The 24,872-nt window shown below is 72.9% G+C and carries 20 protein-coding genes, 2 tRNA genes and 1 other RNA gene; 14 read left to right on the forward strand and 9 right to left on the reverse strand.

Annotated elements, in window-relative coordinates:
- Positions 1–44: 44 nt before the first annotated feature.
- Complete coding sequence (locus tag ACGFZS_RS10895) at positions 45–656, reverse strand: HhH-GPD-type base excision DNA repair protein (protein ID WP_365694660.1); 612 nt, start codon at positions 654–656, stop codon at positions 45–47.
- 193 nt (positions 657–849) lie between these two features.
- Between ACGFZS_RS10895 and ACGFZS_RS10900 the strand changes: the two genes are divergently transcribed.
- From ACGFZS_RS10900 to ACGFZS_RS10930, 7 genes are all read left to right on the forward strand, one after another.
- Positions 850–2,973 carry a penicillin acylase family protein gene (locus tag ACGFZS_RS10900; RefSeq protein ID WP_393794810.1) on the forward strand — a complete coding sequence of 708 codons (2,124 nt, stop codon included), beginning with the start codon at positions 850–852 and terminating at the stop codon, positions 2,971–2,973.
- On the forward strand, positions 2,966–3,637 hold the full coding sequence (locus tag ACGFZS_RS10905; protein WP_393794811.1) for a GNAT family N-acetyltransferase: 672 nt from the start codon (positions 2,966–2,968) through the stop codon (positions 3,635–3,637). The genes ACGFZS_RS10900 and ACGFZS_RS10905 overlap by 8 nt, the downstream gene beginning before the upstream one ends.
- A gap of 54 nt (positions 3,638–3,691) precedes the next feature.
- Positions 3,692–4,138: a cupin domain-containing protein gene (locus tag ACGFZS_RS10910; RefSeq protein WP_393794883.1), complete on the forward strand. Its 447-nt coding sequence runs from the start codon at positions 3,692–3,694 to the stop codon at positions 4,136–4,138.
- Positions 4,135–4,896: an SDR family NAD(P)-dependent oxidoreductase gene (locus ACGFZS_RS10915; protein WP_393794812.1), complete on the forward strand. Its 762-nt coding sequence runs from the start codon at positions 4,135–4,137 to the stop codon at positions 4,894–4,896. The genes ACGFZS_RS10910 and ACGFZS_RS10915 overlap by 4 nt, the downstream gene beginning before the upstream one ends.
- 140 nt (positions 4,897–5,036) lie before the next feature.
- Positions 5,037–7,055: a copper resistance protein CopC gene (locus tag ACGFZS_RS10920; protein WP_393794813.1), complete on the forward strand. Its 2,019-nt coding sequence runs from the start codon at positions 5,037–5,039 to the stop codon at positions 7,053–7,055.
- A 127-nt stretch (positions 7,056–7,182) separates the two neighbouring features.
- Complete coding sequence (locus ACGFZS_RS10925) at positions 7,183–7,902, forward strand: PH domain-containing protein (protein ID WP_393794814.1); 720 nt, start codon at positions 7,183–7,185, stop codon at positions 7,900–7,902.
- 233 nt (positions 7,903–8,135) lie between these two features.
- Positions 8,136–8,681 (forward strand): hypothetical protein, encoded by a 546-nt coding sequence (locus ACGFZS_RS10930; protein WP_393794815.1) that lies wholly within the window; start codon positions 8,136–8,138, stop codon positions 8,679–8,681.
- 47 nt (positions 8,682–8,728) lie between these two features.
- Here the strand turns inward: ACGFZS_RS10930 and ACGFZS_RS10935 are convergent, their stop codons facing one another.
- Both ACGFZS_RS10935 and ACGFZS_RS10940 read right to left on the reverse strand, forming a co-directional pair.
- Positions 8,729–9,478, reverse strand: a complete 750-nt coding sequence (locus ACGFZS_RS10935) for a hypothetical protein (protein ID WP_393794816.1) — start codon at positions 9,476–9,478, stop codon at positions 8,729–8,731.
- Between the two features lie 360 nt (positions 9,479–9,838).
- Positions 9,839–11,260 carry an ATP-binding protein gene (locus ACGFZS_RS10940; RefSeq protein ID WP_393794817.1) on the reverse strand — a complete coding sequence of 474 codons (1,422 nt, stop codon included), beginning with the start codon at positions 11,258–11,260 and terminating at the stop codon, positions 9,839–9,841.
- A gap of 363 nt (positions 11,261–11,623) precedes the next feature.
- On the opposite strand from ACGFZS_RS10940, the gene ACGFZS_RS10945 reads away from it, so the two are divergent.
- Positions 11,624–11,812 carry a hypothetical protein gene (locus tag ACGFZS_RS10945; protein ID WP_393794818.1) on the forward strand — a complete coding sequence of 63 codons (189 nt, stop codon included), beginning with the start codon at positions 11,624–11,626 and terminating at the stop codon, positions 11,810–11,812.
- A 223-nt stretch (positions 11,813–12,035) separates the two neighbouring features.
- Here ACGFZS_RS10945 and ACGFZS_RS10950 read toward each other — a convergent pair.
- A tRNA-Ser gene (locus ACGFZS_RS10950) sits at positions 12,036–12,123 on the reverse strand.
- Positions 12,124–12,196: 73 nt separating this feature from the next.
- Here ACGFZS_RS10950 and ffs point away from each other — a divergent pair.
- From ffs to ACGFZS_RS10980, 6 genes are all read left to right on the forward strand, one after another.
- An RNA gene (gene ffs / locus ACGFZS_RS10955) (signal recognition particle sRNA small type) lies at positions 12,197–12,291 on the forward strand.
- A 73-nt stretch (positions 12,292–12,364) separates the two neighbouring features.
- Complete coding sequence (locus ACGFZS_RS10960; protein ID WP_393794819.1) at positions 12,365–14,737, forward strand: DNA polymerase III subunit gamma and tau; 2,373 nt, start codon at positions 12,365–12,367, stop codon at positions 14,735–14,737.
- 97 nt (positions 14,738–14,834) lie between these two features.
- Positions 14,835–16,088, forward strand: a complete 1,254-nt coding sequence (purD, locus tag ACGFZS_RS10965) for a phosphoribosylamine--glycine ligase (RefSeq protein WP_393794820.1) — start codon at positions 14,835–14,837, stop codon at positions 16,086–16,088.
- A 286-nt stretch (positions 16,089–16,374) separates the two neighbouring features.
- Complete coding sequence (locus tag ACGFZS_RS10970) at positions 16,375–18,198, forward strand: hypothetical protein (protein ID WP_393794821.1); 1,824 nt, start codon at positions 16,375–16,377, stop codon at positions 18,196–18,198.
- Between the two features lie 295 nt (positions 18,199–18,493).
- Complete coding sequence (locus ACGFZS_RS10975; protein WP_359211817.1) at positions 18,494–19,987, forward strand: N,N-dimethylformamidase beta subunit family domain-containing protein; 1,494 nt, start codon at positions 18,494–18,496, stop codon at positions 19,985–19,987.
- A 92-nt stretch (positions 19,988–20,079) separates the two neighbouring features.
- A complete protein-coding gene (locus tag ACGFZS_RS10980; RefSeq protein ID WP_393657017.1) occupies positions 20,080–20,979 on the forward strand; it encodes a phosphoribosylaminoimidazolesuccinocarboxamide synthase in 900 nt (299 codons plus the stop codon).
- A 45-nt stretch (positions 20,980–21,024) separates the two neighbouring features.
- Here the strand turns inward: ACGFZS_RS10980 and ACGFZS_RS10985 are convergent.
- From ACGFZS_RS10985 to ACGFZS_RS11005, 5 genes are all read right to left on the reverse strand, one after another.
- Positions 21,025–21,097: transfer RNA gene (locus tag ACGFZS_RS10985), tRNA-Gly, on the reverse strand.
- A 22-nt stretch (positions 21,098–21,119) separates the two neighbouring features.
- Positions 21,120–21,734, reverse strand: a complete 615-nt coding sequence (locus ACGFZS_RS10990; RefSeq protein WP_393794822.1) for a response regulator — start codon at positions 21,732–21,734, stop codon at positions 21,120–21,122.
- Complete coding sequence (locus ACGFZS_RS10995) at positions 21,731–22,981, reverse strand: sensor histidine kinase (RefSeq protein WP_393794823.1); 1,251 nt, start codon at positions 22,979–22,981, stop codon at positions 21,731–21,733. The genes ACGFZS_RS10990 and ACGFZS_RS10995 overlap by 4 nt, the downstream gene beginning before the upstream one ends.
- A 49-nt stretch (positions 22,982–23,030) precedes the next feature.
- Positions 23,031–23,855 carry an ABC transporter permease gene (locus ACGFZS_RS11000; RefSeq protein WP_393794824.1) on the reverse strand — a complete coding sequence of 275 codons (825 nt, stop codon included), beginning with the start codon at positions 23,853–23,855 and terminating at the stop codon, positions 23,031–23,033.
- Complete coding sequence (locus tag ACGFZS_RS11005; RefSeq protein ID WP_393794825.1) at positions 23,852–24,796, reverse strand: ABC transporter ATP-binding protein; 945 nt, start codon at positions 24,794–24,796, stop codon at positions 23,852–23,854. Before ACGFZS_RS11005 ends, ACGFZS_RS11000 begins: the two co-directional genes overlap by 4 nt.
- Positions 24,797–24,872: the final 76 nt, after the last annotated feature.

Here is a 24,872-nt window from a genome sequence, read left to right on the forward strand (position 1 = left end):
GGGTCAGGGGAGGAGCCCCGGGGGCCAGGTGAGGGCCGTCGCCTTCACTTGCCCCCGGCCTTCGCCGCCTTCGCCGCCGCCTTCATCTCCTGCTTGTGCGCCCGCACCTTCGCCAGCGACTCGGGCCCGGTGATGTCGGCCACCGACCGGAACGACTCCGCCTCCCCGTACGCTCCCGCGGCCTCCCGCCACCCCTGCGGCGTCACCCCCAGCTGCTTGCCCAGCAGCGCCAGGAAGATCTGCGCCTTCTGCTTCCCGAACCCGGGCAGTTCCTGGAGCCGCTTCAGCAGCTCCGCCCCGGTGCCGACACCGCGCCAGACGCCCTCGGCGTCACCGTCGTAGTGCTCGACGAGGTACTGGCACAGCTGCTGGATCCGCTTGGCCATGGACCCGGGGTAGCGGTGCACCGCCGGCTTCTCGGAGAGCAGCGCGGCGAAGGCCTCCGGATCCTGGGCGGCGATCTCGTGCGCGTCCAGATCGTCCGTGCCCATGCGGTGCGCGATGGTGGCGGGCCCCTTGAACGCCCACTCCATCGGCACCTGCTGGTCCAGCAGCATGCCGGTGAGCGCGGCGAGCCTGCTGCGGCTGAGGAGTTCGTCGGCCTCGGGATCCTGGGCGAGGTGCAGGGCGGCGGGGGTGTCGGCATTGGCGTCCATGCACCGATGATCCCGCGCCCGGACCGGTCCCGCGCGGGACCGCCCGACTCGCGCGGTCCCGCCCGACTCGCGCGGCTCGCCCGGCCTCGCGCACTCGCGACGGCCCGCCCTCCTCGGCTCTCTCACCCCTCACGTACGATTCCTGCACGATTCATCTTAGGTAAGCCTAACCTCAGACAAGGGGGGTCACCGGGTGACCATCGAGACGTACCGCGACGCCTGGGGCATCCCGCACCTCCGGGCGGACGACGCGAGCGAACTCGCCCGCGCGCAGGGCCGGGTCACGGCCCGCGACCGGGCCTGGCAGCTGGAGGTGGAGCGGCACAGGGCGCAGGGCACCTCGGCCTCCTTCCTCGGCTCCCCGGCCGTCGCCTGGGACGTCTTCGCCCGCCGGGCCCGCCTGGCGGACACCGCGAGGCGCTGCTTCGAGGCGCTGGAGAGACAGGACCCCGAGACGGCGGACTGGGTACGGGCGTACGTGGCCGGCGTCAACGAGGCACTGGCGACCGGAGCCGCCCGCACCCCCGAGTTCGCCCGCACCGGCCTGACCCCCGGCACCTGGGAGCCCTGGCACCCCCTGGGCATCTGGCTGGCCACCCACATCCTGTTCGCCGGCTTCCCGGCCAAGCTGTGGCGCGAGGAGGCGATCCGGCACCTGGGCGAGGAGTCGGTCCCGCTCTTCGCCACGGACGGCCCCGCCACCGTGGGCAGCAACGGCTGGCTGCTGGCGGGCTCCCGCACCACCACCGGCCACGCCCTGCTCGCCGGCGACCCGCACCGCTTCATCGAGTCCCCCGGCGTCTACCAGCAGATCCGCCTCTCCTGCCCGGAGTTCGACGTGCTCGGCCTCGCGGTCCCCGGCGTCCCCGGCATCGCCCACTTCGCCCACACGGGCACGGTCGCCTGGTCCATCACCAACGCCATGGCCGACTACCAGGACCTCTACCGGGAACGGCTGCGCCGCACGGAGACGGGAGCGGTGGCCGCGCTCGGCCCGGACGGCGCCTGGACCGAGACCGAACGCCACACGGAGACGGTCGAGATAGCCGGACAGCCGTCCCTGCGGATCGAACTCCTGGAAACGCCCCGGGGGCCGGTGATCACCGAAGCGGCCGCAGCCGCGGCTGACCACGCACCGGCAGCCGCCGACGGCGCCGAACCCCACGCCGAGGGCGAAGCCGAGGCGCTCGCGTTGCGCTACCCGCCCCGCGTCACCCACGACCTCGGCTTCAGCGCCCTCCTCCCCCTTCTCCGCGCCCGCCACGTCACGGACGTCGACCGCGCCTTCGACGCCTGGGCCGAGCCCGTCAACGTCGTCCACGCCGCCGACACCGCCGGAGGCACCCTGCACCGCGTCGCCGGCCGCGTCCCCGTCCGCTCCCGCACCAACCGCACTCGTCTCGCCCCCGCCTGGCTGCCCGGCCACGCATGGCACGGCTGGCACGAGACGCCGTACGGCGAACTCACCGACGGCGCGGCCGTGATGGCGAACCAGCGCGGCCCGGCCACCCCCCTCGGCGTCGAGTTCGCCCCACCCCACCGCGCCGACCGCATCCGCGCCCTCCTCGACGAGCGCCGCACCTGGTCCGCCGCCGACCTGCCCGCGATCCACATGGACACCCATCTCGCCTCCGCCGCCCCTCTCCTGGACCACCTGGCCGCCCTGGACGACCTCACCCCCGAGGCCGCCCGGCTCCGCGACCGCCTCCTCGCCTGGGACCGCCGGATGGACGCCGGCAGCACCGACGCCGCGGTCTACGCGGCCGTACGCACCACGGTCGTACGACACCTCGCCGCGCACCCCGCCTTCGCCGCCCTCACCGAACCCCCCGCGTACCCCGAGGTCCTGCTCCCCTGGCTGGCCCTCACCCCCCGGATCGCCTTCGCCCTCGAACACCTGCTGCGGGCCGAGGAGTTGTACGGCGTCGACCGCCCCGCCGCCGTACGGGCGGCGATCGAGGAGGTCGCCGCGGACGGACCGACCCGCACCTGGGGCGACACCCACCGCCTCGCCCCCTGGCAGGCGCTGCCCGAACCGTCGTACGAAGGACCGGCGCTGTCCGGCGACCACGACTGCGTGCTGTGCACCTCCGCCGTCCCCGGTCTCACCGACCGCTCCGCGCGCGGCCCGGCCGCCCGCTACGTCTGGGACCTGGCCGACCGCGACCACAGCCTCTGGGTGGTCCCGCTCGGCTCCGACGGCGTGGCCGGCACACCGCACCACACCGACCAACTCCCCTTGTGGCTCAAGGGAGAACTCGTCCCCGTCAGCACCGACTGGGACCGCCTGGAACTCGTGGAGAACACCGATGCCTGAACAGACCCAGACCCAGCCGCAGCCGCAGCCGCAGCCGCAGGCCCAGGCCCAGGCCCAGGCGAACCTTCGCGCCTCCGTCCACGAGGAGGCGGTGGACGGCTTCGGTACCGTCCGTCTCCGGCCCCTCGACCCGGCGCGCGACTCCGCCGTCGTCCACGCCTGGGTCAGTGAGGAACGCGCCGTCTTCTGGGGCATGACCGGCCTCACCCGCCCCCAGGTCGCCGAGATCTACGCCCACATGACCACCCTCGACACCCACCACGCCCACCTCGCCGAGAAGGACGGCACCCCGGTCGCGCTCCTCCAGACATACGAGCCGACGGCCGACCGCGTGAGCGAATGCTACGACGTCCGCCCCGGCGACATCGGCATCCACGTCCTGCTCGCCCCGCCCGGCGCCGAAGGTCCGCGCCCGGGCTGGTCGGAGGCGCTTCTCGGCACCTTCACGGCCTACGCGCTGCGTACCCTCGGCCGCCGGCGCATCGTCGTGGACCCGGACGTGCGCAACGAGCGGGCGATCGCCCGCTTCCGGCGCCAGGGCTTCACGCTCGGCCCGGCCGTCGTACTCCCCGAGATCGACCTGCCGGACGTCCACCTGCCGGAAAAGCACGCTCAACTGGCCTTTCTCACCCGGCAGGTAGCCTTCCCGGATGATGACGCCTGAGGACATCGTCGCCCTTCCCCAGTTCTCGGCTTCGCTCGAACCGGGGAGACCCCTATCGACCTGGAGCCGATCCCCCGCGAGGGCGGCCTGTTCCGGCGTACCTGGGCCGGTCCGGAACGCGCCGACGGCCGCCCCGAGGGCACCGCGATCGTCGCCCTCCTCACCACCGACGACTACTCGGCCCTGCACCGCCTCCCCTCCGACGAGATCTGGCACTTCTACCTCGGCGACCCGCTCCGCCTCCTGCTCCTCGACCCCGACGGCACCACCCGCAGCCCCGTCCTCGGCCCGGACATACGGCACGGCCAGCACCTCCAGCTCACCGTCCCGGCCGGCACCTGGGTGGGTGCCCGGGTGGCGGCCGCCGGCGCCTGGACCCTCTTCGGCTGCACCATGGCCCCCGGATTCACCTACGAGGGGTACGAACACGGGAACGCGGCCCACCTCACGGCGCGTTACCCCGCCGAGGCCGCCCGGATCACGGAACTCTGCCGCCCATGACCCACCTGCTGGACGGACAGACCGCCCTGGTCACGGGCGCGAGCGGCGGTATCGGCCGGGCCATCGCCCGGCGCCTGGCGGCGGAGGGCGCGGCGGTGGCGCTGCACTGCCACACGGCGGTGGCGGCGGCGCGCGAGACGGCCGCGGCCATCGGCGGCGACCGGGCGGTCGTCGTCCAGGGCGACCTCGGCGACGAGCGGACCTGCCACCGCATCGTCCGCGAGGCCGCGGACCGCTGCGGCGGCCGCCTGACGGCCCTGGTCAACAACGCGGCCGTACAACCCGTACAGCCGCTGCCCGGCATGACCGCGGCCGACTGGCGCGCGGTCGTCGACACCAACCTCACCAGTGTCTTCGCCTGCACCCAGGCCGCCGCCGAGCTCATGCGCACCCAGTCCGCCGGCGGCACGATCACCCACATCGCCTCCATCGAGGCCACCCACCCGGCCCCCAGCCACGCCCACTACAGTGCGGCGAAGGCGGCGGTGGTCATGCACGCGCGAGCGGCGGCCCTGGAGTACGGCCCCTTCGGCATCCGCGTGAACACCGTCTCCCCCGGCCTGATCGACCGGGAGGGGCTGAGCGAGTCCTGGCCGGAGGGGGTGCGCAGATGGCAGGAGGCGGCACCGACGGGCCGGCTGGGCAGCCCGGAGGACGTGGCGAACGCGGTGCTCTTCCTGACATCACCGCTCGCGTCCTGGATCACGGGCCACGACCTGGTGGTGGACGGAGGGGTGTCGGCACGGCCGACGTGGTGATGTCTTCCAACGCCCGAACTGGAGCGCCCCGAAGGGGGCGCGGGGCTGTGTCGACAATGCGGCTCCGCCGCGTGGGCGCGACCAGCCCCCACCAACCCGCAGACAAAATGAGTGCCAATCGCCTCCCATCCGTATGACCCATGAACGCGTGTTTCCGAACTCAGGACGGTGACGTGGGCGAAGAACACGACCGGCAGCAGCCGGTGCCGACGAAGCACAGGGCTCTACGCGCCCTCGCCCTCGTCGGCACCCTCCTCGCCGCCCTCCTCCTCGCATCGGCCGCCCCCGCCTCCGCGCACGCGGCCCTCCGCGACAGCGACCCCGCCGACGGCGCCGTACTCAAGACGTCCCCCGGAGCGGTCACCCTCACCTTCACCGAGTCCGTCGGCCTGCTCGACGACTCGTTCCGGGTGTACGACCCCACCAACCACCGGGTGACCACGAGCGACGCCGAACACGGCCCCGCCGGCTCGGACACCGCCCGGATCACCTTCCCGAAGAAGCTCGGCACCGGCACGTTCACCGTGGCGTGGCGGGTCGTGTCGGCGGACAGCCACCCCGTCTCCGGCGCCCTCACCTTCTCCGTGGGCAAGCCGTCGGCCACCACGGCGACCGTCCCCACCGGCCCGGTCGAGAACCCGGCGACCGACAGCCTCTACAACATGGGCCGCTACGTCGCCTACCTCGCCGTGGCCCTGCTGGTCGGCGCGGTCGCCTTCATCACCGTCTGCCGCCCCCCGGACGCCGGTCCCCTGCGCGGGCCGCTCCTGACGGCCTGGTGGGCGCTCCTGGCCGCCACCCTCTTCCTCTTCGTCCTCCGCTCCCCGTACGAGGAGGGCACGTCCCCGGCGACGGCCCTCGACCTCTCGGCGCTCGCCAAGGCGGCGACCGGACGGCCGGGGCTGGCGCTGCTGGCCAGGGTCGCGCTCCTCGCGGTCACTGCGGCCCTCTACCTCCGCTTCCGTAGCCGCAAGCAGTGGTCCCGCCCCCTCCTGGCGACCGCCGCCGCCCTCTCCATCGCCCTGGCCCTGACCTGGGCGTCGGCGGAACACGCCTCGGCGGGCATCCAGGTCCCGGTGGCGATGACGTCCTCGGTGCTCCACCTGCTGGCGATGGCCCTCTGGCTGGGCGGCCTCACGGCCCTCCTCCTCACCCTCCGCCGGACCACCGCCACCCCGCTCCCGGCCGCCGTCGTCGCCCGCTTCTCCCGGGTGGCCTTCGCCTCGGTCACGGTCCTCGTCGTCACCGGCGTCTACCAGTCCTGGCGCGGCCTCGGCTCCTGGCAGGCGCTCACCGACACCTCGTACGGCAGGCTCCTTCTCGTCAAACTCGGCGCGGTGACCCTGCTGCTGGCGGCGGCCTCCCAGTCCCGCCGCTGGACGGCGAAACTGGCGACGACCCCTACCTCCGCCCCGGCCACGGCCACGGCATCCCGCGACCGTGTCCCGGAGACGGTCGGAGCCCCGCCCCTGGACACCCGGGAGGCCGTGAACACGACGGAGGCCCTGAACGCAACGGGAGCCCTGAACACCACGGACGCCCCGATCACCACGGGCGCCCCGATCACCACGGACGACCCGAGCACGACGGACACCACGGACGCCCCGGACACCACAGACGCGCCGCTCCCTGGCCTCCCGGCGGCGGAACCCCCCACCCCGTCCCCCCACCGGGCCCTGCGCCGCTCGGTCCTCGCCGAGGTCGCCATCGGCGTGGCCGTCCTGGTCATCACGACGATCCTCACCGGCACGCTGCCCGGCCGGGCGGCGGCCGAGGCGGCCGAGTCGGGGGCGGCGACGGGCACGACCGGCATCCCGGCGACCGCCATCGCCATGGTCCCGTTCGACGTCGGCACCCCGAACGGCCACGGCAAGGTGCAGATCACCCTGGACCCGGGCCGGGTCGGCAAGAACTCCGTGCAGGCGGTTGTCTTCGGCCCCGACAACGGCATCTCCACCGTCCCCGAACTCCGCCTCTCCTTCACCCTCGCCGCCCAGAAGATCGGCCCCCTCCCCGCCAACCTGACCGACCAGGGCGGCTACTGGGCCACCAACTCCGTCAACCTCCCCATCGCGGGCGAGTGGACGATGAACGTGACGGTACGGGTGTCGGACCTCGACCAGGTGACAGTGGCGCGGAAGATCCGGATCGCCGCCTGACCGAAGCGGGCCGGCCGTGCGGCCGGACGCCGATCGTCACCCAACGGGCCCTCGACACAGGAGAGTTGGGGGAACACCATGTGCCTGAGCGGTGACCGGGTGCGGTCGCCGGGCAGGGGGGTGGTGGGTGGTGGGGTACGAGGCGCTGCCACGCGAGTACCGGATGAAGCGGTCCAGGATGCGGGCGTTCCTGTGGGCGATCGCCCTGAGCATGCTGGGGCTGCTCGCTGTCGTGCTGCCCCCCGACGACCTGTCCGCCTCGGTCAAGGCCGGCATCCTGATCGCCGCCGCGGCCCTCATGGGATGGCTCTTCCACGCCACCCTGCGCTGCTCCACCGTGGCGGACCTCAAGGCGATCCATGTGCGGGGCATGGCGAGGCGCCGGCGGCTGGCCTGGGAGGACATCCAGGACATCAGAGCCGAGGCCAATCCGGCCGCGGCGATGCAGAGCGACGCCGCCGGTGTGCTCGTGCACGCCTACGGCAGGGACGGCAGCAAGGTCCTGCTGCCCTTCCTCGACGACCAGCACGTGAACGTGGAGCGCGAACTCGGGATCCTGCTGGGGGCCTGGGAGGAGCTGCGCGGCGCGGACTGGGCGCCGAGCCCCGCAGCCGCCGTCGCCATCGACCGCCGCAACGCCCGCCAGCAGGCCGTCTGGGCCGGGCTCGCCGCCGTGATGGTGGGGTTCATCCCGCTGACGGTGCTGGCCCTGCTGCCCCTCTTCGTGGACCTGCCCGGGTGGCTGGAGTCGCTGCTGAACCCGTTCACGGTCCTGGTACTGGGCTCACTGCTGTTCTTCGCCCTCACCGCGATCACCTCGTACCGCAAGCGGCTGCGCAACGACTGACCGACGCGGGACCGCGGGGCGACCGGCGAGGAATCGTCGACACCGCCCTGCCCTCGCGCGTCTGTGGGACCGGCCGGCCGTCTCGGTGTGCCCCGGCTGTCGGACCGGGACCCGGACCCGGACCTCGCGGCAGGCGGATGGACAGCGCATTCATGGTCCGCCATGCTGCCCTGGCAGCGGTCGACCGGCGTCGGCCGTGGCCCGTGCGGGGTCGGGGGACGGAGGGGCGGGGGATGAGGGAACGATCGCAGGCCGAGGCCATGTCGTCGGCGGAGTGCGTCCGTTATCGGCTGACGCGCCTCCAACGCCTGCTGTCCGTGCTGCCCGTCATCATGGTCACCGCCTTCCAGACCCTGCTGTGGCTGAGCGGGGGATCGCCCGGTCCTCTGCTCCTCACCCTGGCCATGTGGGCCGTCCTGCTGCTCCTGGGACTGATCGTCCCGCGACCCTTCGGCGTCACGCTCACGCCGTCGGCGGCCGTCGTGCACACCCTCCGCCGCAGGACCATCCCCTGGTCGAACGTCCAGGCCATCCAGGTCGAGTCCCTTCTCGGCAGCCGCACCGTCGTGATCTACGAAGCGGGCGGCCGCGCCACCCGCCTGCGAGCACCCATCACCGGCTTCCTCAACTGGGACCGCGACTTCGAGGACAAGTTCCACACCATCGGCAACTGGTGGCTGACCCACCGCGGCCCCGACTGGTTCCCCGTCCCACCCCCGGCCACGTGGTGGCACGGCCCCCTGACCCCGGACGGGAACCCCTACGCCCCTCCGTCGTAGCCGGAACTTCCCCGCGCGAGACGGAAACGGAAAGGGAGTGCGACGGGCTACGACCGGGGGGCCGGGACCGGCTGCGAAGAGTCCCACATCCGTTCCGCCTGCTCACGGAAGGTCTCGAACCACGAGCCGTCGGCCAGGGTGAGCGCGAAGACGGGGCGTGATTCGCCGGACACGTCGAAGGAGTAGAGCTGCACGCACAGCAGGGCATTGGCCTTGTCGACGTCGAGGTAGTTCATGCCGAACTTGAGCGCCGTGCGGGTGGTGCGTACCTCCAGCCGTCCTCCGGCCTCGGTGTGCAGGCGCCGGAGCAGACGCAGCGACTGACGTATCTCGTCCCGCACCTCGTCCGGGCGCGGTCGTGTCGGCCGGTTCTGGGTGGTCACCGCCGACTCGTCCGCGTCCGGATCGGTGAGCAGGATCCTGATGCGGCCTCCTGCGGACAGGGTGCTCTCGAACGCACGGTAGGAGGTCTCCAGCGTCCGGCTCAGACTGACCCCGGCGAGATAGATGTCCGCCGACCCGTCGCGCCGCTCCTTGAGATCGTCCGGGAAGTCCGACAGGAAGCGGACACCTCCGCCGGCGCCGGCCCGGGCCAGCTCCTCGACCATGGTGCGGGTGGCCAGTGCGCTGAAGGCCAGTACGGCGAGGACCGCCAGAACAGCGGCCATGATCTTCCCCGTCGGAGCCACATCCACCGCCGCGAGAACGCTGGTGCCCAGCGCGACCGCGATCGTCGCGTACACATCGAGGTTCCGCCGGCCCCGCAGGTCCCGCCCCACCCGTCTCCACACCGTCATGCCGCCCCCCCCGTCAGTGAAGCCCCGTCGGCTTCAGTGATCACGAGCAAAAAGTCTGGGCTCGCCGACGCACGCGCCGCAAGGGTCACGCCCGCCGGGGGACCCGTCCCGAGGCCCGGACAGGCGAACGCCAGAGGGCCGGACCACTTCCGTGGTCCGGCCCTCTGAGCTGGCGGAGGATACGAGATTCGAACTCGTGAGGGGTTGCCCCCAACACGCTTTCCAAATGTTCGTCTGGGGGTTCGGGAAGGGACGGGGGCGTTCTGACCTGCGGTGGAGCGGGGCTGAGGGCAGGTCGTGGACGGTGCTGAACGGCAGCGAATGCAACCAGAACTGCAACCACCGGGGTTCAGTTCCCGCTCACGTCCTGAGCCAGGCGCCGAGCAGTTCTTCGGGGCCGTACACGGCCTGGAGGCCGGAACAGCCGACCCCACTGCGGGAGACCGCGACGAGCGGTACGGGCTCGTCGGTGACCGCCGCCCGGTGCTTCTGCAATGCCGCCAGGTCGTGGCTGTCGAACGCGGAGTTCTCCAGCCACTTGACCGAGCCGAGGAAGAGCAACTGCTTGGCCACCGGCTGCCGGTCGGCGCCCACCAGGTCGATTTCGACGTCGTTGCTGCGGGTCCAGTACCCGCCGACCGCCGGGGCAGCGGGCAGGAATCCGTCCGGCAGGAGACGGGCGAGGGACTCCCGCACCAGGGGTTCGATCGCGCGGCCACGCCAGCTCGTCCACCGCTCCTGGATGCGGCTCAGCGTGAGATCTCCCCGCATCCGTTCGATCTCCGCCATGTGCGGATCCAGAAACGCGAGCCAGAAGCGCAGGTAGGGGTCGGCCACCCGGTAACGGCGTTCCTTCGACGGCCTCAGCGAGAGGGGCAGCTCGGTGGCGACGACCCGTTTCTCGGTCAGGACGTCAGTGGCTCGGGTCAGAGTGGTGTGGGCGATGCCGCCGGCCGCGCGCGCGATGTTGGTGAAGGTTCGTTCCCCGGAACCGATGGCACGCAGAACCTCCCTGCTCATCGCCTGCGGCGGAAACTCCGCAGCCAGCGAGCGCTCGGCGGAGACCAGCAGCGCCGAGATCGGGTTGTCCAGCGAGTCGCGGAGGAACTCGCGGACATCCGCTCCGGCCCGCCACTCGGCGCAGATCAGGGGAAGCCCCCCGGTGATCAGAGCGGCGTCGAACGCGGCCGCCGGAGACAGACCGAGCATCTCGCCGATGTCGGCCGGGTTCAGCGGCCCCACGACCATTTCCCGGCCCCGCTGGTGAAAGGGACGGTCGTAGCTGTTCAGCGCCTCCATCATCGACAGATCGGACCCGACCAGGAGGAGAAGCACCGGTTTGCGGCTGAGCAGCCGGTCCCATGCCCGCTGGAGCATGCCCTCGAAGGCGTCGATGCGTTCCATGAGATACGGAACCTCGTCGATGACCACCACGCTCGGGCTGTCGTCGGGAAGGATCTCCGCGAGCAGCCTCAAGGCCGCGTTCCACTGGGTCGGGGTCTCCTCGGAGAACAGTTCCCGCTCCGGCAGGGTGGATCTGGCGACGGCGTCGAGCAGTTCCGTCAGTTCGTCCTCCGCGGTGCCGCCCGCGGCGGTGAAGAAGAGGTACGGCGTCCCGGTACGCCGGAGGAACTCCTCGACGAGGCTGGACTTGCCGACCCGCCGCCTTCCCCGCATGAGGACGCACCGCCCCGGCTTCGCCGACCCGACGGCATCGCGCACCGCCCGCAAGGCGCTGCCGAGCACGGTCAGCTCGCGGTCCCGCCCGATGAAGCGACGCACGACAAGCCTCCCTCTATGGATACTATCGACAGGGATAGTATCTGCACCGATACTATCCCCCCATCCGGGCGGCCGGACATGGGTCTCCTGACGCCGTGCGCGAACCATCTGCTGTGCATCGACGTCTGGCATGGAAGCGGCTCACGGTTCGGCTTCCCGGCGTGGCGACGGACTCGGCTGTGCGGGCTGTATCGGTGTCGATGCACAGCAGATGGTTCGCGTACCCGGCGAACGGCTCGACGCGGCTCTGACCGGCGGTCAGCCGGCACATTGAGGCCGGCGTCGACGACCGAGTCCCGCGCCCGGTGACGCACGGTCGGTCTGCCCGATCCGCTGATCAGGCTGCTGCGGCGGCATCAGGGGGTGCAGGAGGCGGAACGGATCGAGGCCGGTACCGACTGGGAGGGCAAGGGGTATGTCTTCGCCTCACCGACCGGCTGGCCTCTGAGCCCGAACACCGACTTCCACGTCTGGAAGCGGCTCTGCGGGACGCGGGGGTACGAGACGGCCGTCTTCATGGCGCTCGCCATGCCGCCGCGACCGCGCTGCTGATCCTTGGGGTTCCGGACGTCGTGGCCGACGTAGTCATGGGCTGGGAGGCCGGGGGCGGCGCTCATGCGGGCCCGGTACATGCACGTGACCGGGACGCTGCTGAGGAAAGTCGTGCAGCAGGTTGGACACGTCCTCTGCGAGTCCCCGAAGGGCGACTGAGACGGAAACCGGGGCGGGCGAACGCCAGAGGGCCGGACCGCTTTCGTGGTCCGGCCCTCTGAGCTGGCGGAGGATACGAGATTCGAACTCGTGAGGGGTTGCCCCCAACACGCTTTCCAAGCGTGCGCCCTAGGCCTCTAGGCGAATCCTCCGGTGGGAACATTACATGACCGAGAGGAGTGCTTGCGAACTCGTTCCCACCCCCTGACGTCGGGTACTCTGTGCGGAGCCCCTCACGCGGCGCTATCTGACTGAACTCCCCCAGGGCCGGAAGGCAGCAAGGGTAGGTTGGCTCTGGCGGGTGCGTGGGGGGCGCTTGCGTGCGCCGGGCCGTGCCGGGCGCGGGGGCTTCGGCGGGGTGGGTTGTCAGTGGGCGCCTATAACCTCGTATGTGTGTCGTCTCTCGCGCTGTACCGCCGCTATCGCCCGGAGTCGTTCGCCGAGGTCATCGGGCAGGAGCATGTCACCGACCCGCTGCAGCAGGCGCTGCGGAACAACCGGGTCAATCACGCGTACCTGTTCAGCGGTCCGCGTGGATGCGGAAAGACGACCAGCGCGCGGATCCTGGCCCGGTGCCTGAACTGCGAGAAGGGGCCCACGCCGACCCCGTGCGGGGAGTGCCAGTCCTGTCAGGACCTGGCGCGGAACGGGCCGGGCTCGATCGACGTGATCGAGATCGACGCGGCCTCTCACGGTGGTGTGGACGACGCCCGTGAGCTGCGCGAGAAGGCCTTCTTCGGCCCCGCGGGCAGCCGCTACAAGATCTACATCATCGACGAGGCCCACATGGTCACGTCGGCCGGCTTCAACGCGCTGCTCAAGGTCGTCGAGGAGCCGCCGGAGCATCTCAAGTTCATCTTCGCCACGACCGAGCCCGAGAAGGTCATCGGGACCATCCGGTCACGGACCCATCACTATCCCTTCCGGCTGGTGCCGCCGGGCACGCTGCGGGAGTACCTCGGCGAGGTGTGCGGGAAGGAGCGGATCCCCGTCGCGGACGGCGTGCTGCCGCTGGTGGTGCGCGCCGGTGCGGGGTCCGTGCGTGACTCCATGTCCGTCATGGACCAGCTCCTCGCCGGCGCGGGCGAGGAGGGTGTGACGTATGCCATGGCCACCTCCCTGCTCGGGTACACCGACGGGTCGCTGCTCGACTCCGTCGTCGAGGCCTTCGCGACCGGGGACGGCGCCGCCGCCTTCGAGGTCGTCGACCGCATCATCGAGGGCGGGAACGACCCGCGCCGGTTCGTGGCCGACCTGCTGGAGCGGCTGCGGGATCTCGTGATCCTCGCCGCCGTTCCGGACGCCGTGGAGAAGGGGCTGTTCGACGCCCCCGCCGACGTGCTGGAACGGATGCAGGCCCAGGCTGGCACCTTCGGCGCCGCCGAGCTCAGCCGCGCCGCCGACCTCGTCAACGCGGGGCTGACCGAGATGCGCGGCGCCACCTCTCCCCGGCTCCAGCTGGAGCTGATCTGCGCGCGCGTGCTGCTGCCGGCCGCCTATGGCGACGAGCGGTCCGTGATGGCCCGCCTCGACCGGCTGGAGCGGGGCGTCAACTTCTCGGGCGGGGGCGGTGCGCCCGCGATGGGGTACGTCCCCGGGCCCGAGGCCCACATGGGCGCTCAGGCCGCGGCACCGGTCCAGGTGCCCCAGGGCGGCGGGATGGCGGCCGCCCGGGCGGCGGTACGAGGGGGAGCGGCGCCCGCACCGGCTCCGCACGCCTCGCAGGCTTCGCATGCCCCGCACACCTCGCAGGCCCCGCCGGCCCCTCAGCAGCCGGCTCCGGCTCCAGCTGCGGCTCCGGCCCCCGTGCATCCCGCGCCGGCCCCTCCTCCGGCGCCTGCCCCCGCCGCACCGGCCACCCCTCCTCCGCCTCCGCCCGCGCCCACTGCCGCCGCTCCCGCCCCGGCGCCCGGCGCCTGGCCGACCGCGGCGCCCGCGGGTGGCGCGGCCCGTCGCCCCGGCGGCTGGCCCACGGCCGCGGCCCCGGGCGCCCCGGCGCCCCAGCAGGCCTCAGCCCAGGCCCCCGCCCAGCCCCCGACCGGTGCCCCGGCGCCCGCTCCGGCCCCGGCCGTGGCGTCCGCGCCTCCGGCCGCCCCCGCCCCGGCAGCCGCCGCGCCCACCGGTGGACTCGACCCCCGCGTGCTCTGGCCGAACATCCTGGAGGCGGTCAAGAACCGCCGCCGCTTCACCTGGATCCTGCTCAGCCAGAACGCCCAGGTCACCGGCTTCGACGGCACCACCCTCCAGCTCGGCTTCGTCAACGCCGGCGCCCGCGACAACTTCGGCGGCAGCGGCAGCGAGGACGTGCTGCGGCAGGCGCTGACCGAGCAGTTCGGTGTGCAGTGGCGGATCGAGGCGGTCGTAGACCCGACGGGCGGCGGCGGCCAGGCCCCGGTCGGCAGCGGGTACGGCGGTGGCCAGCCCGGCGCCGTCGGCGGGTACGGCGCGCCTGCCGCGTCCTCCGGCTACGGCGCGCCTACGGCGTCCTCCGGCTACGGCGGCTCCGCCCCGGCGGCTCCGGCCCACCCGGCACCCGCGCAGCCCGCCCCGGCGGCGGCCCCGTCCCCCCAGGGCCGCCCGTCGCCCGCCCCGGCGCCGGCGACGCAGGCCCCGCGGCCCGCGGCCCCGGAACCGCCCCCGGTGTCCCCCGAGGACGACATCCCCGAGGAGGACGACCCCGACCTCGACGAGTCGGCCCTCTCCGGCCACGAACTGATCGTGAAGGAGCTGGGGGCGACGGTCGTGGAGGAGATCCAGAACGAGTGACGGCACCCGGGGGCGGCGCCCTCGGCGGACCGGGCGCTCCCGCACTCCGCCCCCTTGGAGGAACCTCCAGTAGGCCGGCCCGGCTACGCTGACCCCCGTGAAGGTCCTCGTCATCGGCAGCGGCGCCCGCGAACACGCCCTGTGCCGCTCTCTGTCCCTCGATTCCGACGTCACCGCGCTGTACTGCGCCCCCGGCAACGCCGGCATCGCCGAGGTGGCCGAGCTGCGCCAGGTCGACGCCCTGGACGGCGCGGCCGTGGCCGGGTTGGCCACGGAACTCGGCGCCGACCTGGTGGTCGTCGGCCCGGAGGCCCCGCTCGTCGCCGGTGTCTCCGACGCCGTCCGCGCCGCGGGCATCCCGGTCTTCGGCCCCTCCGGGGAAGCCGCGCGGATCGAGGGGTCCAAGGCGTTCGCCAAGGACGTGATGGCGGGCGCCGGGGTACCCACCGCCCGTTCGTACGTCTGCACAAACGCCGAGGAGGTCGCCGAGGCCCTCGACGCCTTCGGGGCGCCGTACGTCGTCAAGGACGACGGGCTCGCGGCGGGCAAGGGAGTCGTCGTCACCGACGATCTCGACGCCGCCAAGGCGCACGCCGCCGGCTGCGAGCGCGTGGTCATCGAGGAGTTCCTCGACGGTCCCGAGGTCTCCCTCTTCGCGATCACCGACGGTGTGACGGTCCTCCCGCTCCAGCCCGCCCAGGACTTCAAGCGCGCCCTGGACGGCGACGAGGGGCCGAACACCGGCGGCATGGGCGCCTACTCCCCGCTGCCCTGGGCCGACCCCAAGCTCGTCGACGAGGTCCTGGAGACCGTTCTCCAGCCCACCGTCGACGAGATGCGGCGCCGTGGCACCCCGTTCTCCGGCCTGCTCTACGCCGGCCTCGCCATCACCTCGCGCGGGGTGCGGGTCATCGAGTTCAACGCCCGCTTCGGCGACCCGGAGACCCAGGTGGTGCTCGCCCGCCTGAAGACCCCGCTGGCCGGCGTCCTGCTCGCCGCCGCGAACGGCACCCTCGACGACCTGCCGCCGCTGCGCTGGCGCGAGGACGCCGCGGTCACCGTGGTCCTCGCCTCGCACAACTACCCCGGCACCCCGCGCACCGGCGACCCCATCACCGGCCTCGACGCGGTGGCCGCCGAGGACGCCCCGCACGCCTACGTGCTGCACGCGGGGACGAAGCGGGACGGCGACGCGGTCGTCAGCGCGGGCGGCCGCGTCCTCTCCGTCACGGCGACCGGCAAGGACCTCACCCAGGCCCGCGAGCGGGCGTACACGGCGGTGGCGCGCATCGGTCTCGACGGCTCCCAGCACCGTACGGACATCGCGGCGAAGGCGGCGGCCGAGGCCTGAGCACCGGCAAGAACCTTTTCATCCGCTTCAGTTCCTGATCAGGCCCCGGATTCGAAATCCGGGGCCTGATCGTTGCTGTCTGTCGATCACCTCTGACCAAAGCCATTCCATCGAGTGACCGATGCCCCATCCGGCTGACGGGGGCCGAGGCCCCAACTAGGGTGCGGCGCAAGCGTTCCGGCACTTGGCCCACCGGCATTGCGATGTCAGTGAGGGGTGCCACAGTGGGGGAGTGAGCAACAGCCAGGACGGCGCCAGGACAGCAGGGAGGGGGTGAGGTCCGGACGTGACCAGTACCGGTATCGGTGCGGAGGCGGGAGCGCAGGCAGCGCGTACCCGCGCCCTCGCCGTGCTGCGCGTCCGCGGCCGGGCGCTGGCCGTGGCCCTGCTGCCCGCGGCGGCCGCGGTGATCCTGCTGACCGGCGGTTCCACCGGCCATTTCGTCGGCCGGGGCTGGGACGCGGCCCGCTGGATCGTCGGCGCCCTCGCCGTGTTCGTGCTGCTGGCCGCCGCCGCCGTCGCCCTGGTCGTGGCCCGCGCCCGCCCGGCCGTGAGCCCCACGGTCCCGATCGCGGAGGCGTCCGCGCCGGACCTGTACCGGATGGTGCGCGACCTCGCCGACCGCCTGGACGTCCCGGCGCCCTCCGCGATAGCGCTCACCCCGGACTGCGACAGCTGGCTGGAGGACCGCACCCACCCGGCCCACGGCCCGCCCGCGCCCAGGGCCGGCGACGAGCTGGGCACCCCCGGCTCGCACCGCCGCGTCCCGGCCGCACCCGTCCTCGTCATCGGCTCCCCGTTCCTGTGGTGGATGCGGGTCGGCGAGCTCCGCGCGGTCCTCGCCCCGGTCGTCGCGGGTACGGGACCCTCGGCGCACCCGGACATAGCGGCCGCCCGGCGCTTCGTCCGGGGGCTGGACGCGGCGGTGGCGGTCGCCTCGACGTCCGTGCGATGCCGGGGGACCCGGGTGCTGTGCGCGGGCATCGGCTGGGTGGCGCGGCTGCTGCTGCGCGGCTGCCGGGAGCACGCGGCGCTGATGGAGCGCGGGGTCGCCGCCGCGGCCGCCGAGCGTGCACAGGCTGTGGACTACGGACTGCGGATCGTCGCCCAGGAGCAGGTCGGTCTCGCCTACGCCGGCTGGGACCGGCTGCTCACCCGGGTCGCGCTGCCCGCCTGGCGGATGGGCCGCTGGCCCTCCCGGCTGGACGCGGGCGTGGTCGCGGCGCTCACCGAGCTGTCCCGGCGCGACCGGCTGGCCGAGGGCTTCGCCTCCCGGCTGGGCGAGCGGCCCGCCTGCGACCTGCTGGAGGAGCCGGGCCTGGTGGACGAGGCCGCCTCGCTGCTGGCCGCCCGTCTCTTCCACGGCGGCCCCGCCGGGCCGGGCCCGGACTGGTCGCCGGTGGACTGGCAGGAGTACCCGGACGAGGTCGTCGACCGGACCTGGCGCACCGAGGCGGCCCGTCTGCACCGCGTCCTCGACTCCCTCGGCGTCCGTGCCACCGTCGACCCGGCCGCCCCCGATCCCGGCGGCCCCACCCTGGCCCGCGTCCTGGACCACCTGACCGACCCGACGGCCCGGACCCGGAGCAGGGGCGCGGAACCCCCGGCCTACGCCGAGGACGCCGAGGACGCCGAGGACACCGACGAGACCAGCGGCACCGAATGCAGCGCCGCCCTCGCCGCCGGCCTCACCGCGGCCCTCGCCCGCGAGGAGGCCGCGACAGCCGGCGCCGCCCATGCCACCGCCGCCGCCACCGGTCGCGGCACCTCGCGATCCGGCTCGGCGGCGGCACCCGCGGGCCAGGGCCCCGACAGCGCCCTCTGGGACGACGGCTCGCTGCCGCTCTTCCCGCTCCAGCCCCCGCGCACCGCCCGCGAGCTGCTCGCCGACCACGTCAAGGCGATGGTGTGCTGCGCGGCCATGGACACCGCCGGAGCCACCCCCGGCCTGGACTGGCTCGACGGCCCGTCCCTGCTGGTCGACGGCGAGCGCGCCGCCGACCTGACGCCCAGAGTCCTCAGTCTCGTCGAGGAGGGAGACCCGGCCCCGCTGCGGGCCTGGCTGGTCGAGTCCGGGATACGTCCCGAGAAGCCGGTACGGCTGGTCTGACCTGGGCGTTTCGACGCTTTAGCGGAGCAAACTGTTCCACTTCAGGCAAATTCGCAACGAACCGTGACCGTACGCGTGCGTTATGTGATGTGCTGGGACCGTTCGCGGATGTGGCAAGCGCATCCGACATAGGACGCCCGACATAGGACGCCCGACACAAGACAGGCGCCACAGTCACGGCACCGCACGGACAGTTCACGCGCACGGACAGCGCACGCACGGCCGTATCAACCGCCCGCACGCACATCGACTCGGTACAGCACACCTCACGGGGGCACGAGGGAGGGGAGCCACCATGGCATCGGACCACATCCGCCGCTGGGAGTCGGGAGCACTCGCGCACGCCGTCACGGACCCCTTCGGCCTGGGGCCGGTCCCCTGGCTGCGCGGCAGCGAGACCTATTTCGACGACACCGGTCATGTCGTCCCGTGGTACGTGGACCCGAGCAGGCCACAGCCCACCGGCGAGAACCCGCGGATCCCGGCACCCCGCAGTGCCGGCGGCCCGCGCTCCGCGGACGACGTGCACCGCCAGATCAAAGGATTCACCTCGACCGGCGCGGTCGGCCCCGGTGACGCCGTCGACTTCCACATCACGGTCGACCCGCCGCAGGAGTTCAGCGTCGACATCTACCGCATCGGCCACTACGGCGGCGACGGCGCCGCCAAGATCACCACCAGCCCCCGGCTGTCCGGCATCGTCCAGCCCCCGCCGCTGGCCGCCGACCGCACGGTCTCCTGCCACCACTGGTGGCTGTCCTGGCGGCTGCAGATCCCGTCGTACTGGAGCATCGGCGCGTATGTCGCCGTCCTCACCACGGCGGACGGCTACCGCTCCCACGTGCCCTTCACGATCCGCGACAACCACCCGGCGGACCTGCTGCTCCTGCTGCCGGACATCACCTGGCAGGCGTACAACCTCTATCCGGAGGACGGCCGCACCGGCGCCAGCCTCTACCACGCCTGGGACGAGAAGGGCCGGCTGCTCGGCGAGGCCGACGCCGCGACCACCGTCTCCTTCGACCGGCCGTACGCGGGCGCCGGCCTGCCCCTGCACGTCGGGCACGCCTACGACTTCATCCGCTGGGCCGAGCGCTACGGCTACGACCTCGCCTACGCCGACGCCCGCGACCTGCACGCCGGCCGGGTCGACCCGACCCGCTACCGGGGCCTGGTCTTCCCGGGCCACGACGAGTACTGGTCCCCGCAGATGCGCCGCACGGTCGAGCTGGCCCGCGACAGCGGTACGTCGCTCGTCTTCCTCTCCGCCAACACCATGTACTGGCAGGTGGAGCTGGGACCCTCGCCGTCCGGGGTCGCCGACCGCCTGCTGACCTGCCGAAAACGCAGGGGCCCGGGCAAACCCGTGCTCTGGCGTGAGATCGACCGGCCCGAACAGCAGACGGTCGGCATCCAGTACGCGGGCCGGGTGCCCGAGCCGTCCCCGCTGATCGTGCGCAACGCGGGCCACTGGCTCTGGGAGGCCACCGGCGCGCACGAGGGCGACGAACTGCCGGGCCTGGTGGCCGGCGAGGCCGACCGCTACTTCCCGCGCACCGCGCTCCCCGAGCACGAGGAGCGCATGCTGCTCGCCCACTCCCCCTACACCGACAACGACGGCGTCCTGCGCCACCAGGAGACCTCCCTCTACCGCGCCCCCTCCGGCGCCCTGGTCTTCGCCTCCGGCACCTTCGCCTGGTCCCCGGCCCTGGACCGCCCCGGCCATGTCGACCCCCGCGTCCAGCGCGCCACCGCCAACCTCCTGGACCGCATCTGCAAACACGACTGATCCGCACAGGTGTCCGCGCGGCCCCGCTGTCCGTGCGCAACCAGGCATACGGGAGAATCGAGGGCACCTGTACAGAACCACGGGGAGGAACCGTGTCCGGATTCGTCGAAAAGCCCGAGCCCGTGGAGGTGCCGGGGCTGGTGCATCTGCACACCGGCAAGGTGCGCGAGCTGTACCAGAACGCGGCCGGGGACCTCGTGATGGTCGCCAGCGACCGGCTGTCCGCCTACGACTGGGTGCTGCCGACCGAGATCCCCGACAAGGGCCGGGTGCTGACCCAGCTCTCCCTGTGGTGGTTCGACAAGCTCGCCGATCTGGCCCCCAACCACGTCATCAGCACCGAGCTGCCCGAGGGCGCCCCCGCCGACTGGGCGGGCCGCACCCTGATCTGCAAGTCCCTGAAGATGCTCCCGGTCGAGTGCGTGGCCCGCGGCTACCTCACCGGCTCCGGCCTCGCCGAGTACCAGGAGTCCCGCACGGTCTGCGGGCTCGCCCTCCCCGAGGGCCTGGTCGACGGCTCCGAGCTGCCCGCCCCGATCTTCACCCCGGCCACCAAGGCCGAGGTCGGCGAGCACGACGAGAACGTGTCGTACGAGGAGGTCGCCCGTCAGGTCGGCGCCGAGACGGCCGCCCAGCTGCGCCAGGCCACCCTCGCGGTGTACGGGCGGGCGCGGGACATCGCCCGGGACCGGGGGATCATCCTGGCCGACACGAAGTTCGAGTTCGGCTTCGAGAACGACGCCCTCGTCCTCGCCGACGAGGTCCTCACCCCGGACTCGTCCCGCTTCTGGCCGGCCGACGAGTGGCAGCCGGGCCGCGCCCAGCCGTCGTTCGACAAGCAGTTCGTGCGCGACTGGCTGACCTCGGCCGAGTCCGGCTGGGACAGGAAGAGCGAGCAGCCCCCGCCGGCCCTGCCGGAGCGGGTGGTCGAGGCGACCCGCGCGAAGTACATCGAGGCGTACGAGCGCCTGACGGGCCAGAACTGGAGCTGACGGCATGAAAAAGACCCCGGTCCAGTGGACCGGGGTCTCATCCCGAGCGGACGACGAGGCTCGAACTCGCGACCTCAACCTTGGCAAGGTTGCGCTCTACCAACTGAGCTACGTCCGCATGCGCCGTGGCGCGAGAGCAACTATACCCAACCTCGCTCCCGTGCGAGACGCACTGCCGCATGACGGTTCTCCGCACCGAGTTTGGTGACGGCGGAGGAGAGGTAGTTCCGCACGGTCCCCGGCGACAGCGCGGCCCGCTCGGCGATCTCCGTGACCGGCGCCCCGTCGGCCGCCAGCTCCAGCACCTCCGCCTCCCGCGCGGTCAGCGGCGAGTCCCCGGCGGAGATCGCGTCGGCGGCCAACTCCGGGTCGATGTACCGGTTTCCCGCGTGCACGGTCCTGATGATCTCGGCGAGCCGCTGAGCGCTGACCGTCTTCGGGACGAACCCCCGCACACCCGCCGCGAGCGCCCGCTTGAGATGCCCGGGCCGGCCGTGACCGGTCACGATCAGCACCCGGCAGCCGGGCAGTTCGGTCCGCAGCGATGTGGCGACCTTCACACCGTCGGCCCCCGGCATCTGCAGATCCAGCACGGCCACATCGGGCCGGTGGGCCCGCGCCATCGCCAGCGCCTCGGGCCCGCTCGCCGCCTCCGCGACGACGACCAGATCGTCCTCAAGACCGAGCAGCGCGGCCAGCGCACCCCGGATCAGATGCTCGTCGTCGGCGAGCAACAGCCGTACCGTGGACGTCATGAGGTGACTCCGCTCACACTCGTATCGGCGGTGCGGCCGGACAGCGGCACCGAGGCCACCACCCGGAACCCGTCGGTCCCCACCGGCCCGGCCTCCAGCGTCCCGTCCACGACCGCCAGCCGCTCCCGCAGCCCGGCGAGCCCGGAACCACCGCCCCCGCCCGCGTCCGCGTCCCTCGGCCGTACCACCACCCCGTCGTTCTCCACCGTCAGCACCACGCACCCCTCCCGTATCCGCAGCCCCACCGCACACCGCCCGGCGTCCCCGTGCCGCAGCACGTTGGTGGTCGCCTCCCGTACCACCCAGCCGAGCGCCGACTGCACCTCGGCGGGCAGCCCGTCGGCCGAGCCGGTCACCTGGCAGTCGATGCCTGCTGCCGCCAACACCCCCTGCGCACCGGCGAGTTCGGCCCCCAGGTCGGCCTCCCGGTAGCCCCGTACGACATCCCGTACCTCCCGCTGGGACTCCTGCGCGATCCGCTGCACCTCGACCATCTGCTCGACGGCCTCGGGCCGTTCGCGGCGGGCCAGCTGGACCGCCAGTTCGCTCTTGAGGGCGATCACGGCGAGGTTCCGGCCGAGGACGTCGTGCAGATCGCGGCCGAACCGCAGCCGTTCCTCGGCGACGGCGAGCCGGGCACGGGTCTCGCGGGCCTCGTCGAGTTCGTAGACGGCGTTCAGCAGCCAGACGGAGAAGACCGAGGTGCCGGCGACGAAGGCACCGCCGAGGAACACCGCGAACCCGGTGGCCAGGGCGGTCGCTCCCGGATAGCCGAGCAGGAAGGAGACCGCCCCGGCCCCGCACGCGAAGCCCGCGACGAGCGACAGCACCCGCTTGCGGTGGCGCACGCCGAGCGCCAGGGTCCCGGTGCCGAAGGCGAGCACTCCGGTGAAGACGCTGCTGCCGGCCGCGTCCATGCCCGGCCCCGAGCCGTGCTTGCGCAGCACGAGGGCGACGACGGCGATGACGTACGTCGCCGTGCCGAGCGCCCACAGCAGCCGCACCGGCTGGGCCCGCCGGCCGCGCGTCCAGTCCAGCGCCCGGGAGGCGGTCAGCGCGCAGAGCAGGGCGTGGCCGGTCACCAGCGCGGCCAGCAGCCCCGCGGCCCCGGCCCCGGTCAGCGCGAACACCGGCAGTCCGATCGCGGCGACCTCGACCACCGCGAAGAAGTGGAACGACCAGCGTGTGTACGTCTCGACCTTGGCGGGAGTGGTCTTCCCCCGCCACCAGGCCCCTGCCCCGCTCATCCCGGTCCCGTCCTCGTTCTCGGCGCCGGGGTTCTCGGCGCCAGGGTTCTCAGCGCCGGGGTTCCCAGCGGAACCACCGCCGTACAGCAAACACCGCGACCACGGTCCAGGCCAGCGCGGTGAGGACGGTACCGAGCGCCTCGTACCCGCTCAGCTCTCCGGTCCAGCCCGCGCGGACCAGGCGGACGGCCGGGGAGAGCGGGAGGAAGGCGCAGACCGCGGCGATCCGGTCGGGCAGGATGTCCAGGGGGACGGCGATGCCCGAGCCCATCATGGACACGAGGACCAGGGGCACCGCGGTGACCTGGGCGCTCTCGGTGGTCCGGGTGACGGCGGAGGTGAGCGCGGCGAGCGCGGCGCTGAGCACAAGCCCGGACAGCAGCCCGAGCAGGGTGAGGTACGGCGCCCTGGGCGCGCCCGCGTCGAGCAGGACCGCGCAGGCGGTGGCCACCAGCAGGGCCTGCGCTAGGCCGAGACAGACGGCGGGCAGCGCGGTGCCGGTGAGGATCTCCAGGTCGTCGAGTTCGCCGGTGCGCAGCCGTTTGAGGACGAGTTCCTCGCGGCGTGACACGAAGGCGCCGACCAGGGAGCTGTAGACGGCGAAGAGGAAGGCGAAGCCGATCGCGGCGGTCAGCGTCATGGTGCCGATGCTGAGTCCGATCCCCTTGAGGTCGATCTGTTCGGTCGCGGGCCGCACGGTGAACGGCAGGACGAGCGGCATGAGCAGTGCGGTGAGCACGGCGCCGCGGTTGCGGCCGAACAGGGTGAGTTCCGCCCGCGCCAGCGCCCGCAGCCGCCGCCAGGACGGTGCGAGGGCGGGTGGACGTGTGCCCGCGTCGGCCGTCGTCGCCCCGCTGATCTCCTGACCGTTCATACGGCCGCCTCCTTCTCCCGCTCCCGCGCGATGCCCAGGAACGCCTCCTCCAGGGAGGCCGACCGGATGTCCAGGCCGTGCAGTTCCACCCGTGCCGCCTCGGCCCAGACCAGCAGTCCGGTGGCCGCGCGCTGCAACTCCCGGGTGCGCAGCCGTACGACGTCCCCGTCCACCTCGTGTCCGGACACGCCGAGCGGACCGAGCGGCGGCAGGTCGCCCAGGAAGTAGCCGTGGGGCAGCCGGAAGGAGATCCGGGAGGGCTGGGCGGCGGTCACCTCGGCCGGTGTGCCGGTCGCCGCGATACGCCCCTCGTGCAGGATCGCGAGCCGGTCGGCGAGGTCCTCGGCCTCCTCCAGGTAGTGGGTGGTGAGCAGGACGGTCGTACCGGCGTCGCGCAGGTTCCGCACCAACTCCCAGGTGCTGTGGCGCCCTTCGGCGTCGAGTCCGGTGGTCGGCTCGTCCAGGAACAGCACCTCGGGCCGTCCGAGCAGGGCGAGCGCCAGGTCGAGGCGGCGCCGCTCGCCGCCGGAGAGCTGCTTGACCCGTACGTTTGTCTTGCCGGCGAGTCCGACCAGGGCGAGCGCCTCGGCCGTGGGGCGGGCGTGCGTCGTACAGCCGGCCCACATCCGTGCCGTCTCGCCGACGGTCAGCTCGGAGGGGAAGCCGCCCTCCTGGAGCATCACGCCGGTGCGCGGGCGTACGGCGGACCGCTCCCGGTGCGGATCGTGGCCCAGTACCCGGACCCGGCCGCCGTCCGGCGGTGCGAGTCCTTCGAGCAGTTCGACCGTGGAGGTCTTTCCGGCGCCGTTGGTGCCCAGCAGGGCGAAGATCTCCGCCCGTGCCACGGAGAAGGTGATTCCGCGGACCGCTTCGAACCCGCCCCCGTACACACGCCGGAGATCTGTGACCTCAATCACGTGTTCGTGTTCGCTGTCTTCCATGGGAACAGCGTCCCGGCGTCCGCGGCCCGGCAGCAGTGCGCGGTGTCATCGCTCTCCATGACAAATGTCAGTGGGG

It is taken from the genome of Streptomyces sp. NPDC048288, from assembly GCF_043201555.1.
GTDB lineage: Bacteria > Actinomycetota > Actinomycetes > Streptomycetales > Streptomycetaceae > Streptomyces.